Below are 12,992 nucleotides of genomic sequence, written 5' to 3'. Positions count from 1 at the left end.
CCGCGCGAGGCGGCGCGGGCACCTCGCATCAGGGCATAACACCTCAGGGCGTACCGGCGGCCGCCCCGCGCAGCCGCCGGGCCGAGGGGCGGCTGCCGGGGCCGAGCCGGTCGACGGCGCCCAGGATGTGCCCCGGCGGCAGCTGCCAGCGCAGCCGGGCGGGCACGGCGCGCAGCAGCCGCCCCGCGGCCCGCAGCCGCCGGTCGGCGGCGGCCTGGGAGGGCGCGGGCCACCCGTAGAGTTCGTGCGCCCAGGGCGCCAGCGCGGCCCTGGCGGTGCCTGCCACCGCGGGCCACACCGCGAGGCGGGCAGGCAGCAGCGGCCAGGGCACCGGGGGCGCCTTGAGGAAGGTCGCGACCTCGGCGGATTCCGGGGTGGCCGCCAGCTGCGGCCGGACGGCGGCGAAGTAGCGGGCCAGCGCCCCGGTGTCGGCGGGGACGGCGGCGGGGTCGAGGCCGACCAGCCGGGCCGCCTCGCGCTGCTCGTCCACGTAGGCGTCGGCCTGCGCGTCGGTCAGCGGGTAGCCCGACCTGCGGGCGACCTGGAGGTAGGAGTCGATCTCGGCGCAGTGCACCCACAGCAGCAGGCCGGGTTCGTCCACGCCGTAGCGCTCCCCGGTGTCCGGGTCGGTGGCGCCGAGCCTGCGGTGGATGCCCCGGATGCGGGCACCGGCCTTCTCGGCGGCGGGGGTGGTGCCGTAGGTGATCCCGCCGACGAACGAGGCGGTCCGCAGCAGCCGTCCCCAGGCGTCCTGGCGGAAATCGGAATTCTGTGCGACTCCGCGGACCGCGCGCGGGTGCAGCGCCTGGAGGTACAGCGCCCTGATGCCCGCCACCCACATGACCGGGTCCGCGTGCAGCTGCCAGGTCACCGAGTCGGGCCCGAACAGCCCCGGGTCCGCTTCGCCCATCGCGGCCTCCTTCCCCGGCCCACGGTATCGGCGCCGGCGCACGCCGCGGCAGGGGCCCGCGCTACCGCGCCCGGCCGCCACGTGGTGCCTGCTCGGCGCCGGAAACGTAGGCTGGAGACCTCCATCGTCGTGCGGACGGAGTAGCCGATGAAGATGCTGATCAACGTCGCCGAGAACGTGGTCGCCGATGCGCTGCGCGGATTCGCCGCCGCACATCCCGAGCTGACCGTCGACGTCGAGCGCCGGGTCATCGTGCGGCGCGGCGCCCCCTACGAGGGCAAGGTCGGGCTGGTCTCCGGCGGCGGCTCGGGGCACGAGCCGCTGCACGGCGGATTCGTCGGCAGAGGCATGCTGGACGCGGCCTGTCCCGGTGAGGTCTTCACCTCGCCGGTGCCTGACCAGATGGTCCGGGCGGCGGCCGCGGTCGACAGCGGCGCCGGGGTGCTCTTCATCGTGAAGAACTACACCGGTGACGTGCTGAACTTCCAGATGGCCGCCGAGCTGGCCGAGGACGAGGGTGTGCAGGTCGTCAGCGTCCTGGTGGACGACGACGTGGCCGTCACGGACAGCCTCTACACGGCGGGCCGGCGCGGCACGGGCGCGACGCTCTTCATCGAGAAGATCGCCGGCGCCGCGGCCGAGGAGGGTGCCCCGCTGGACCGGGTGGCGGCGGTGGCCCGGCAGGTCAACGCGGCGTCCCGCACCTTCGGGGTGGCGCTCAGCGCGTGCAGCACCCCGGCCAAGGGCGGTCCGACATTCGACCTGCCGGACGGCGAGCTGGAGTTGGGCGTCGGCATCCACGGCGAGCCCGGCCGGGAGCGGCGGGCCATGATGACCTCGGGCGAGATAGCCGACGTCACCGTCGAGGCGGTGGTCTCCGACCTCACCCCGGACGGCCCGGTGCTGGTGCTGGTCAACGGGATGGGCGCGACCCCGCTGCTGGAGCTGTACGGTTTCAACGCCGAGGTGCAGCGCGCGCTCGCCGAGCGGCGCGTCCCGGTGGCCCGCACCCTGGTCGGCAACTACGTGACCTCGCTGGACATGGCGGGAGCGTCGGTGACGATCTGCCAGGTCGACGAGGAATTGCTGCGGCTGTGGGACGCACCGGTCTCGACCCCCGGCCTGCGCTGGGGCTGCTGATCCCGGCCCGCCGCCGGCCGCCCACCGGGCCGGCGGCCCACCGGCACGTCATCCGTACCACCGGCGTTTCCCTTATCACCGGCGAAAGGACCGCGCGACCGCGATGAACGCAACCCCCGATCCCGAGGCCCCGGTCGACGCGGCCTTTGTGCGCCGCTGGCTCGACGCGGCCACCGGCGCCATGGACCGCGAGGCGGCCCGGCTGACCGAACTGGACTCCCCCATCGGCGACGCCGACCACGGCACGAACATGCGGCGCGGCTTCCTGGCCGCGCGCACGGCGGTCGAGCAGGAGCCGCCACAGACCCCCGGCGGCGTGCTGGTGCTGGTCGGACGCACGCTGATCAGCACGGTCGGCGGCGCGTCGGGGCCGCTGTACGGCACGCTGCTGCGGCGGGCCGGCAAGGAGCTGGGCGAGGAGCGGGCGGTGTCCGCGGCCCGGCTGCGGGACGCGCTGCGCGCCGGCGTCGACGGCGTGGCGGCGCTGGGCGGCGCCGTGCCGGACGACAAGACGATGCTGGACGCGCTGCTGCCGGCCCTGGACGCGCTGACCGGCGCCCTGGACGCGGGCGGCGGGGCGGTGGACGCCTTCACCGCGGCGTCGGCCGCGGCCGACGAGGGCGCGAAGGCGACCACTCCGCTGCGGGCCCGCAAGGGCCGGGCCAGCTACCTGGGTGAGCGCAGCGTCGGCCACCAGGACCCCGGCGCGACCTCGTCGGCGCTGCTGATCGAGGCGCTGGCCGACACCGCCCGGGGTGACGCGTGAGCGCCCCGCTGGTGGGTGTGGTGCTGGTCTCGCACAGCGCCCAGGTGGCCAGTGCCGTCGCGGACCTCGCCGCGGGCCTGACCGGGGGCGGCGGCGACGTGCCGGTCGCCCCGGCGGGCGGTGGGCCGGACGGCGGGCTCGGCACCAGCTCCGACCTGATCGCGGCTGCGGCCCGGTCGGTGGACCGCGGCGCCGGTGTGGCGGTGCTCGCCGATCTGGGCAGCGCCGTCCTGACCGTCAAGGCGCTGATCGCCGACGACGAACTGCCCTCGGGGGCACGGCTGGTGGACGCGCCCTTCCTGGAGGGCGCGGTCGCCGCGGTGGTCACCGCCTCGACCGGCGCCGACCTGGACGCGGTCGCCGCGGCGGCGGCGGAGGCGTACACCTACCGCAAGACCTGACCGCCGGTCCCCTCCGCGCGGGGTCGCGCGGAGGGGACCGACCTGGCCGGTCAGCGCCCGTAGACCAGCAGGGTGCGGACCATGCGGCAGGTGGTGTCGGACGGCTCGTGGACGCCGATCCGCTCCGCGGTGTCGCGGATCCGCCGGTTGCCGGCCTGGGCCGGCTCGTAGATCCCGGCGTCGAGCAGGGCTATCACCAGGCGCATGGTCTTCAGGCGCCGGTTGTGCGCGACATACCAGCCGCGCGGACGGCCGGCGGGCAGTGGCTTCCTGGGGAGTGGGGACTTCGGCGCGGACAGTACGGCAACAGCCATCGGCATCCTCCTGCGACGTCGGGCCGACCCTGACGAACACTGTCCATTTTACCGCCGGGCACTGACAAAGTCCGCTGGCCAGACGGCATTTGGCGAATATGTGTGCGAGCCGGCCCGCGGTCAGCCCGGCGACCCGCCGAGCAGCAGCACCGCGTGGTGGGCGGCGGCGAAATACCGCGGGTCGGGGTGGTCGGCGTATTCGCGCGCGGCCGCCTCCGCCATCTTGATCGCGTGCTCGTCGCCCAGCTCGACGGCGGCCGCCAGCACCCGCCGCTGGACGCCGGGGTCGTCGCCGTCCACCGCGGGCTCCGGCCGGTGGTCGGGGCCGCCGGGAGCGAACAGGTTCAGCAGGGTCCCGCACACCTCCCGGACCGCTTCGTAGGAGGGCGCCGCCAGCTCGGCCGGCAGGTGCGGCAGCACCATGCGCAGCGCGGCGGGCGCGGTCACGGTGTGGACGGCCGGCACCGGCACCCGGCCCGACACCGTCAGATAGCGGCCTGCGCTGGTCGCCGCGAGTTCGGCGACCGCCGCGTCCACCGACTCGCCGAGCCGCGCGTCCGCGGCGGCGAAGAGCCGGCCGGCGGGCCGCCTGCCCAGGGTGCGCACGGTGCCGATGGCGCGCGCCCCGCGGACCATGGCGCTGCTGGGCGGCTGGTACATCGCCGCCCAGAAGGCCAGCCCGTTGGCTATCTCGTGCAGTTGCAGCGGGCTGGGCTCCGGCACCGCCGCCGCGCTGCGTACCGCGTGCGCGGTGCGGATCAGACCGTGCGTCAGGCCGGCCATGACGCCGGGCGTGAGCCGGGGCCACCAGGCCACCAGCGTCGCGTGCCAGCCGGCGTCGTCGATGCCGCGCCGGAAGAGCGTCGCCCAGTCGGCGAGCCGCCGGGTCTCGCCGAGCGCGGCACGCCAGGACGCCGGGTCGGCGGGGTCGATCGGGGCGAACGGGTCGGGCGGCGTGCCGAAGCCGCGGCGGGCCGCGTAACCGTCGACCCAGCCGGGCACCAGCTCGCCGTGGCCGAGCACGGCGAGCGCCTCGGCGCCCATGGGGGCGTGGATGGCGAAGCCGCGGAGCTGGTTGCCGGGGCCGCCGGAGCCGAAGAAGAAGCCGGCGTGTTCGAGTCTTTCCAGTGCCTCGTTGATCGCGGCCTCGTACGGCACGTCGGGCATGGCAGGCGTTTCCCCTTGCGTCGGGGTGCGGGCACGCGCGGCTGAGCGGGTCCGCCCCCTGCCTCGACGCAGGGCGCGGTCCCTCCCAGTGTGCCACCGCGGTTGTGGCGTACAGCCGTACGGCCGCAGTCCCGCGCGCCCGGTCCGCCGCTGCCGCCTTACGCCGCGGTCTCGGCGGCCGCGATCTCCTCGTCGCTCAGCGGCAGTCCGTGCGGATTCGCCGCCGTACCCTCGAACCTCACGACGAAGAGGCAGCTCACCACGCCCAGCGCGAGCACTCCCACGGAGACCAGCAGCGTCGGCCCCATGGCGTCGATGAAGCCGTGCCCGAAGACCGCGCCCGCCGCGTCCTGGACGCGGTGTGCGACATCGGCCGGCACGTCCTTCGGCACCCGCGGCCCCGCGTCCTGCGCCGCCACGTCGAGGTGCCTGCCCGCCGCGTCGAAATTCCGCACGAACGACTGGCGGTAGGCGGCCGGCACGTCGCCGGCCCGCTGCGCCGCCTGCTCCTTCAGCGCGGAGGCGAAACGCCCCTGGAGCACCGCGCCCACCACGGCGCCGGCCAGGACCGAACCGACCTGCCGCAGCGCGTTGTTGACGCCGGACGCGGCGCCGGTGAGCTTGGGCGGCACATTGCGCATGACCTCGGTGGCCATCGGCGAGAAGGTGCAGCCCGCGCCGAGGCCCATGACGAACAGCGGGGCGACGACACCCGTCCAGCTCCTGCCCACGTCAGCGACCGCCATGATCCAGGCCAGGCCGCCGCCGAAGAGCGTCAGGCCGGTCATCAGGATGTACTTGGCGCCCACCTTGTCGGCGAGCACCGCCGCAGGACCCGCCGTCACGAACGTGCCGACCGACAGCGGGAGCAGCACCAGGCCGGCCTTGAGTGCGCTGTAGCCCAGCACCGACTGGAGGTAGACCGTCATCGGCAGGAAGAGCCCGACGATGCCGAACGAGACGGCGACGCCGACGAAGTTCATGAGGGTGAAGTTGCGGTCCCGGAAGAGCGAGAACGGCACGAGCGGCTCGTTGTCCTGCCGGCCGCGCTGGTAGGCCAGGAAGATCCCGCCCACCACGGCGGAGGCCGCGACGGTGGCCCAGATCCAGCCGTTCCAGTCGTATTTCTCACCCTCGATCAGGCCGAACGACAGCAGGAACAGCGCGACCGAGGACAGGACCACCCCCGGCACGTCGAAGCGGTGCCTGACGGTCTTCGCCGGCGCCGGGAAGAGGACGATCGCGCCGATGACGCAGATCACGCCGAGCGGGATGTTGACGAAGAAGATCCACCGCCAGTCCAGCTTGGTGACCAGCAGCCCGCCCACCGTGGGCCCGGCGGCGCCCGACACGCCGGCGACGATGCCCCACACGCCGAGCGCGACCCCGCGCTTCTCGGTCGGGAAGACGTCCACCACGAGCGACAGGGTCTGCGGCAGCAGCATCGCCGCGCCCACGCCCTGGACCGCCCTGAAGGTGATCAGCTCGCTCGGGTTCTGCGAGAGGCCGCACGCCAGGCTGGCCAGGGTGAAGAGCCCGACGCCGTAGAGGAAGAGGTTCTTCTTGCCGTTGAGGTCGCCGAGCCGCCCCGAGGTGATCAGCAGGACGGCGAGCGCCAGGGTGTAGGCGTTGGTGATCCACAGGATCTGGTCGAGTGAGGCGTCCAGGCGGTCGACCATGTCGGGGATGGCGATGTTGACGATGGTCAGGTCGAGCAGTGTCATGAAGAACCCGATGGACAGCACCGTCAGGATCGCCCACGGGTTGCCCCGCAACTTGTTCACAGTCTCCTCCTCGCCGCGCGCGGCACAGTCGCTCACGGCCTCGTGGTCGTACGAGGCAGAGGTGTGCGGCGCGGCGCGATGTGACATCGCGCCGGTGCGGTGAGGCGTGGATCACACGGGAAGGCGGGGCCGGCGGACCGGCCCCGCGGCGGCTCAGGGCGCCCGGTAGCCGCGGTCGGCGATCCCGGGGACAGGGGCGGGGGCGAACCAGGTGGGGTCGCCGCGCAGCGCCAGCTCGATCCGGCCGCGGGCGATCGGGCCGAGCGGCGGCAACTCGTCCAGCGCGAACCAGCGCACATCGAGCGACTCGTCGTCGTTGACCCGGGCCTCGCCGCCGACCGCGCGGCAGCGCAGCACGATGTCCACGTACTGCGCCCGATCGCCGTTGCCGTAGACCACGGGCTCGTTGGTGAAGACGCTCAGCACCCGCTCCACGATCGCCGCGACGCCGGTCTCCTCCTCGATCTCCCGCACGGCCGCTTCCGCGGGCTGCTCGCCGGGGTCGGGGATACCGCTGATCAGTGCCCACTTGCCGGTGTCGGCCCGGCGGTTGAGCAATACCCGGCCGCGCTCGTCGAACACGACCATCACCACGCCCGGGAGGAACAGCAGCGTGTCGCCCGCCTTGGCGCGGATGTCCAGGATGAATTGCGGAGTCGCCATGGCCCGAGCCTACGAGACGCCCGGTGAACGCCACATCTGCACCAGGTTTCCCAACGAATACCTCATTGCCGCACAAGTGTCCACAGCGGCTCCATCAGCCGTTACGGTGGCCCGACAGGTAGCGCCCACGCGGGGAACGCGGGTGTGACGGCACCCGTCGCGTCCGTGTGGCGTCAGGGGGTACGGGGGCATGGACACGACGGCCGGCGGCACGCCGGGCGCCACTCGGGCGGACCGCGGCGACCGCCCGCCGCAGGGCCGGGACGCCCAGGGGCGGGGCAGCGGCGGCTTCGTCGACGCGGCCGGCATCGTGGTGCTCGTCTGCTGCGCCGTCTGGACGCTGATCGCGGCCGCCGGGCGGCCGGCCCGCCCCGAGGGCACCCTGCTGGCACTGCTCGCCGTCACCGCGGGTTACGCGCTCGGCCGCATCCTGGGCGCACTGCTGCCGGTCCTGGCGCCGGCCGCCGCCGCGGGCGCCGTACTGGCCCTGGTGCTCATACCGCCGACCCGGCTGTCCGCGCACCCGGACGCGCCGCCGCTGGGCTACCCGAACGCCGACGCCGCCCTGCTCGTGCTGGCCGTCGGCGCCGCCTGCTGCGCCGCCTGGGCCGCCCGGGGCGCGGCCCGGCGGGTCGCCCTGCGCTGCGTGGGCGCGGGCGCCGCCGCGGCCGCCCTGGCGCTGGGTTCCGCGGCCGGCTTCGCGGCGGGCGTCGCGATCGTCCTGTGCTCCCTGGCCGCGGCCCGGATGCGGCGCCGCATGCTGGGCCTGGCCGGCCTCGCCCTGGCCGCGGCGCTCGCGGTCGGCGGCAGCGCCGCGGTGGCGACGGACACGCTGCCGCAGGGCCTGTCGCAGTCCCTCACCGGCCAGCTCACCCAGCCCCGCGTCGAGCTGTGGCACAAGGCGGTCGACTTGGCGGAGAAGCACCCGCTGCGCGGTGTCGGCCCGGAGCGCTTCGCCGACGAGGCCCCGCCCGCGACCGGGACCGACCTCGCCCCGGCAGCCGAGTCCCCGCAGTCCGCGCCCCTCCAGCTCGCCGCCGAGCAGGGCATCCCCGGCGTCGCCCTGCTGGCCCTCGCCTTCGGCTGGCTCCTCACCGCCCTGTGGCGCTCCCCCCGCCCCACGCCGGTGGTGCTCACGGCCGCCGCCGCCCTCACGGGCCTGGCGATGCTCGCCACCGTCGACCACGTCCTGAGCTACGCCGTCGTCACAGCGGGCGCCGGCTTCCTCTCCGGTGTGGCGACGGCCCGCCCTTTCCCGCCCGACCCCTTCCCCCCCGCCGACTGAGCCAGGCGGAACCGAAGCCGGCGACCGCCCGCCGCGAGGGGTGCAGGCCCGTCAGGAGCCGGCCAGCGTCACGGCCCGCAGTCGCAGCCAGGCGCGGATGGCGAGCACGGCTCCCTCGGGATCGTCCACCGTCACGGTGAAGCGGTGCCCGGCGCCGAGTTCGATGATGATGCCGGGGCCGCGCCTGACGACGACGGCCGTGCCCTTCTCCGGGCGCCAGCGGTAGCCCCAGCCGCCCCAGCTGCGCGGGCTGATCAGCGGCACCAGGCTGGCGCCGCTGACGTCCGCGAGCGAGATCCGCCGGCGCGGCAGCCCAATGTGGCCGCAGCGCACCTCGACGCAGTCCCGGTCGATCTGGACCTTGACATGGGTGAAGGCGACCGTGCCGAAGATGATCAGCAGCCCGACCGCGAGGCAGCCCACCACTGACATGACCAGCGGCGCGAGGTCGGTGGTCGCGGGCTGGTCGACCGCCAGCTCGACGCCCAGCGCGAGGCAGGCGGCGCCGGCAGCGGCGAGAACCCACTGCATGCGGTTGCTGGCACGGCCCGTCCACACCTGGGGCGCGACGGACTCCGGTCGGGGAGCGTGCGTCATGCTCGAAGCGTACTCATACGGCACGCAATGGGCAGCCCTGCGACGTCACGCCGTGGCGGGTGTCACGGCCAGCGCCGCACCTTCGGCGTACGCCGCCGCGACGTCCGGCAGCGCGGCACCGCGCCCGTTGAGCAGCACCTCAAGACCGCCGAGGACGCCGGCGGCCGCCGGCCGCACCGCCTGGCCGATCCTGCGCAGCGCCTGCGCGGCGACGGCGTCGGCGGAACCGAGCATCTCCGCGCCGGGCACGGCCGCCGCGATGCGGTCGGTGACCAGTTCGTAGTGCGTGCAGCCGAGCACGACCGCGCGTACGCCCACCGGGGTCAGTGCGGCCGCCGCGGCGATCGCGGCGGCGACCGCGGCGGTGTCCGCGGCCTGCACGGCGTCGGCGAGCCCGGGGCACGGCACCTCGGTGACCTCGGCGCCGTTGCCGAACTCGGCGATCAGGGCGCGCTGGTACGCGCTGCCCGTGGTGGCGGGCGTCGCCCAGATGGCGACGGCGCCGCCGCCCGCCGCGGCGGGCTTGATCGCGGGCACCGTGCCGACCACCGGCAGGGCCGGCTCCAGCGCGGCCCGCACCGCGGTCAGCGCGTGCACGGAAGCGGTGTTGCAGGCGACGATCAGCGCGTCCGGGCCGCGTTCGGCCGCGGCCAGCGCGCACCGCAGCGCGCGGTCGCTGACATCCTGCGCGGTCCGCGGACCCCAGGGCATGCCCTCCGGGTCGCACGACAGCACGAGATCGGCGTCCGGGCGCATCCGCCGTACGGCCGCGGCGGCGGCCAGCAGTCCGATACCGGAGTCCACGAGTGCGATCTTCACCCCCTCACCCTATGCGGCACGCCGACCGCGCCGCCGACCGGCACCCGGCGTGCGGCAGACTGCCGCGGGTGACGGTGATGACAGTGATCGCAGGGCTGTCCCTGCTGGTGTGGGTGTGGCTGCTGCTGGGACAGGGCTTCTTCTGGCGTACGGACGTCCGGCTGCCGCGGCATATTGCCGAGCCCTCCGCATGGCCGGCGGTCGCCGTCGTGGTGCCCGCGCGGGACGAGGCCGCGGTGCTCGGCCTGAGCCTGCCGTCGCTGCTGGCGCAGCAGTACCCCGGCCGGGCCGAGGTCTTCCTGGTCGACGACGGCAGCACCGACGGCACCGGGGAGACCGCCCGCGAACTGGCCCGATCGCACGGCGGGCTGCCGCTGACCGTCTCCTCCCCCGGCGAGCCGCCGGCCGGCTGGACCGGCAAGCTGTGGGCCGTACGCCACGGGGTCGCGCTCGCGCGCGAGCGCACCGGGGCGGAGTATCTGCTGCTCACCGACGCCGACATCGCGCACCGGCCGGACAGCCTGCGCGCCCTGGTCACCGCGGCGGTCGGCGCGGACCTCGACATGGTGTCGCAGATGGCCAGGCTGCGGGTCGAGACCGGGTGGGAGCGGCTGATCGTCCCGGCGTTCGTCTACTTCTTCGCGCAGCTCTACCCCTTCCGCCGGATCAACCGCCCGCGGTCCCGCACCGCGGCGGCGGCCGGCGGCTGCGTCCTGATCCGCGCCGGCGCCGTCGACGCGGCCGGGGTGCCGGACAGCATCCGGCAGTCCGTCATCGACGACGTCGCCCTCGCGGGGGCGGTACGGCGCTCGGGCGGCCGGATCTGGCTCGGGCTCGCCGACCGCGTCGACAGCGTTCGCCCCTACCCGCACCTCGGCGAACTGTGGCGCATGGTCTCGCGCAGCGCCTACGCCCAACTCCGCCACAGCCCGGCGCTGCTGGCCGGCACGGTGGTCGGCCTCACCCTGATCTACCTCGTCCCCCCGCTCGCCGCCATCGGCGGCGCCGCCACCGGGGCGTGGTCCGTGTGCGCCCTCGGCGCCACCGCGTGGGCCGTCATGACGGCGACGTATCTCCCGATGCTGCGCTACTACGGCCAACGCCGGTGGCTCGCCCCCACCCTCCCCTGCACCGCAGCGCTGTACCTCCTCATGACCGTCGACTCCGCCATCCAGCACTACCGCGGCCACGGCGCATCCTGGAAGGGCCGCACCTACTCCCGCCCGGACCCCACCTGACCCAAGCGAAGCTCTGGGAAAAGCGGAGCGCCCCACCACGACGGCGGGAGGACGACCACCCACCGCGGGCCCCCCACGGCCCCCCCACACCCCGCGGCAAGCGGATGCGCGAGGGTCAGATCGCGGCTGGGGTCCAAACCAGACCCCAGCCATACGCGTAGTCGACGGTCCGCTGGGGACTGACACCGTGCCGGACGGCAAGGTGGCGGGCCTCGCGGCGGACGCGCAGGGCGTCCCCCTCCGGGGTGAGCAGGAGCAGGGCACAGACGGTGGAGGCCGGGCTGCCCGGGTTGAGGGTGAAGTCCTGCGGGGGCCCGTGGTCGGGCCGCACCGTGACCGTGCCGCGGACGTCGGCGAAGCTGCGCCCGGCGCCGCGCAGGGCGAGGAAGACCAGGACGCGCCGGAAGCGCATGGCGTGGTCGAGGTTGACGGTGAGCCGGTCGCTGTCGAGCCGCACGTACGGCGGCAGCCGCAGCGCACCGGCGGCGCCGCCGAGCGGCTGGACGACGCCCTTGCGCCCGTCGGCCAGTTCGAAGAGCGCGCACAGGTCGACGCCTGCCCCGCCTTCCCCCTCCGCGCCGAAGGCGATCCGCAGCAGTCCCGGGCCGACGCACGTACCGGCGGGCGGCAGCACCACGGGCGCGGGCCGGGCCGGGCGCGGGCCGGGCGGCATGAGGGGCGCGGCGAGGGCGGCGGCGCGCAGCCGCCACCTCTCACCGGCGGCGTCGCGGTAGCACTCGCCGACGACCAGCATCCGCCCGCCGGTGACACCGCCGCAGTCGAGCCGCACCGGCTGCTGCCCGCCCTCGGCCATCGCGCGCAGCCGCAGCCCGGGGATGCGGCCGAGCGGTCCGCCCTCGGCGCGTATCACCACCAGCACGGTGCTGACGGCTCTTTCGAGTGACGCCAGGTCGATGACGAGGGTGTCGAGGACGTCGCCGTCGTCCGCGGTGGTGCGGGTGTGGGTGACCGCACCCGACTCGTGTCCGGGCACCTCCGCGTCGACAAGATCGCCGGCGCCGCGCGGTGCGCCGTCGACGAGCAGAAGCGCACACAGATCGGCCCTCGGTATGCCCGGTCCGGTCCCCCGTCCGAACTCCAGCCGGACTTCGGCGGTCGGCAACCGGACACTTTCCCCCTTGCGCAGCAGCATGACGCCCCCCTCCGCCGGTGCGTCACGGCTCCCCGGTAACCCCTCAGACGCACGCCTTTTACCTGATCACACCATGTCCCACTGACCGATTTCCGGGGATTCGCTCATATTGGGGGCTTGGCGTGGCTCGTCGCCCGTCAAACAACCCTCTAATCGGTCTCCCCAACGACCACATCGTGGGCTTAACTTATGGCTCATGACCACCCCCCGCGGTTCGTACGGTGGCGGCTACGGCGGCCACTACCCCTCGTCATCGTCGTCCTTCCCGGACACCCCGATCTACGACAGCCTCGTGGCGGAGCGCGGCACCCCTCAGATCGCACCGATCCGTGTGCCCTCGCCGTACTCCGGCTATGACACGGGCCTGGCCAACGGCTACGGCGGCGGCAGCAACCTGCCGGCCCTGCCCGCGCTTCCCGCACTGCCGTCGGGACCCTCCTCGCCGTCGTACCAGCAGCCGCAGTCCGCGGCGCCCGGCGGCTACCCGGGCGGCGGCTACCAGCAGCCGCCCGCTCCGTACATCCCGCAGCAGGCCCCGCCGCGCGGCGGCTACGGCAACGGCGGCGGCTACCCGAACACCAACGGGAACGGCTACCCGGCGATGCCGCCGCAGCCCTCGCCCAGCGGTTACGAGGCGGCCCGGCCGGTGCCGCCGCGTCCGGTACCGCCGCGGCAGGTGCCCGGCGGGCACCCCGAGGAGCAGTACCAGCGGCGCAACCTCGGCCAGGGCGGCGGGGGCTACTACCAGGGCTGAT

General features: G+C 74.8%; 14 protein-coding genes. 6 read left to right on the top strand and 8 right to left on the bottom strand.

The window, feature by feature from the left end; genetic code table 11:
• Nucleotides 1-43: 43 nt before the first annotated feature.
• On the bottom strand, nt 44-910 hold the full coding sequence (locus OG900_36195; protein ID WUH95064.1) for a DUF2236 domain-containing protein: 867 nt from the start codon (nt 908-910) through the stop codon (nt 44-46).
• Between the two features lie 147 nt (nt 911-1,057).
• On the opposite strand from OG900_36195, the gene dhaK reads away from it, so the two are divergent.
• From dhaK to OG900_36180, 3 genes are all read left to right on the top strand, one after another.
• Nucleotides 1,058-2,050 carry a dihydroxyacetone kinase subunit DhaK gene (gene dhaK / locus OG900_36190; GenBank protein WUH95063.1) on the top strand — a complete coding sequence of 331 codons (993 nt, stop codon included), beginning with the start codon at nt 1,058-1,060 and terminating at the stop codon, nt 2,048-2,050.
• 103 nt (nt 2,051-2,153) lie between these two features.
• Nucleotides 2,154-2,816, top strand: a complete 663-nt coding sequence (gene dhaL, locus OG900_36185) for a dihydroxyacetone kinase subunit DhaL (protein WUH95062.1) — start codon at nt 2,154-2,156, stop codon at nt 2,814-2,816.
• On the top strand, nt 2,813-3,217 hold the full coding sequence (locus OG900_36180; protein ID WUH95061.1) for a PTS fructose transporter subunit IIA: 405 nt from the start codon (nt 2,813-2,815) through the stop codon (nt 3,215-3,217). Before dhaL ends, OG900_36180 begins: the two co-directional genes overlap by 4 nt.
• A gap of 50 nt (nt 3,218-3,267) precedes the next feature.
• On the opposite strand, the gene OG900_36175 is transcribed toward OG900_36180, so the two are convergent.
• From OG900_36175 to OG900_36160, 4 genes are all read right to left on the bottom strand, one after another.
• Nucleotides 3,268-3,531, bottom strand: a complete 264-nt coding sequence (locus OG900_36175) for a hypothetical protein (protein WUH95060.1) — start codon at nt 3,529-3,531, stop codon at nt 3,268-3,270.
• A gap of 120 nt (nt 3,532-3,651) precedes the next feature.
• Nucleotides 3,652-4,698 carry a hypothetical protein gene (locus tag OG900_36170; GenBank protein ID WUH95059.1) on the bottom strand — a complete coding sequence of 349 codons (1,047 nt, stop codon included), beginning with the start codon at nt 4,696-4,698 and terminating at the stop codon, nt 3,652-3,654.
• A 158-nt stretch (nt 4,699-4,856) separates the two neighbouring features.
• The gene (locus OG900_36165; GenBank protein WUH95058.1) at nt 4,857-6,482 is read right to left on the bottom strand and encodes an MFS transporter; all 1,626 of its coding nucleotides are present in this window, start codon (nt 6,480-6,482) and stop codon (nt 4,857-4,859) included.
• 153 nt (nt 6,483-6,635) lie between these two features.
• On the bottom strand, nt 6,636-7,145 hold the full coding sequence (locus OG900_36160; GenBank protein ID WUH95057.1) for an NUDIX domain-containing protein: 510 nt from the start codon (nt 7,143-7,145) through the stop codon (nt 6,636-6,638).
• A gap of 190 nt (nt 7,146-7,335) precedes the next feature.
• On the opposite strand from OG900_36160, the gene OG900_36155 reads away from it, so the two are divergent.
• Nucleotides 7,336-8,430: an O-antigen ligase family protein gene (locus OG900_36155; protein ID WUH95056.1), complete on the top strand. Its 1,095-nt coding sequence runs from the start codon at nt 7,336-7,338 to the stop codon at nt 8,428-8,430.
• Nucleotides 8,431-8,481: 51 nt separating this feature from the next.
• On the opposite strand, the gene OG900_36150 is transcribed toward OG900_36155, so the two are convergent.
• Complete coding sequence (locus OG900_36150; protein WUH95055.1) at nt 8,482-9,027, bottom strand: hypothetical protein; 546 nt, start codon at nt 9,025-9,027, stop codon at nt 8,482-8,484.
• Nucleotides 9,028-9,072: 45 nt separating this feature from the next.
• Nucleotides 9,073-9,846, bottom strand: a complete 774-nt coding sequence (locus tag OG900_36145) for an aspartate/glutamate racemase family protein (GenBank protein ID WUH95054.1) — start codon at nt 9,844-9,846, stop codon at nt 9,073-9,075.
• A 77-nt stretch (nt 9,847-9,923) separates the two neighbouring features.
• Here OG900_36145 and OG900_36140 point away from each other — a divergent pair, with 77 nt between their 5' ends.
• Entirely contained in the window at nt 9,924-11,084 is a 1,161-nt protein-coding gene (locus tag OG900_36140; protein ID WUH95053.1) for a glycosyltransferase, read from the top strand.
• Nucleotides 11,085-11,199: 115 nt separating this feature from the next.
• Here the strand turns inward: OG900_36140 and OG900_36135 are convergent, their stop codons facing one another.
• Entirely contained in the window at nt 11,200-12,237 is a 1,038-nt protein-coding gene (locus OG900_36135; protein ID WUH95052.1) for a TerD family protein, read from the bottom strand.
• 196 nt (nt 12,238-12,433) lie between these two features.
• On the opposite strand from OG900_36135, the gene OG900_36130 reads away from it, so the two are divergent.
• Complete coding sequence (locus OG900_36130; protein ID WUH95051.1) at nt 12,434-12,991, top strand: hypothetical protein; 558 nt, start codon at nt 12,434-12,436, stop codon at nt 12,989-12,991.
• Nucleotide 12,992: the final 1 nt, after the last annotated feature.

It is taken from the genome of Streptomyces sp. NBC_00433, assembly GCA_036015235.1.
Classification (GTDB): Bacteria; Actinomycetota; Actinomycetes; order Streptomycetales; family Streptomycetaceae; genus Actinacidiphila.
This window is presented reverse-complemented; position numbering and strand designations above follow the sequence as displayed.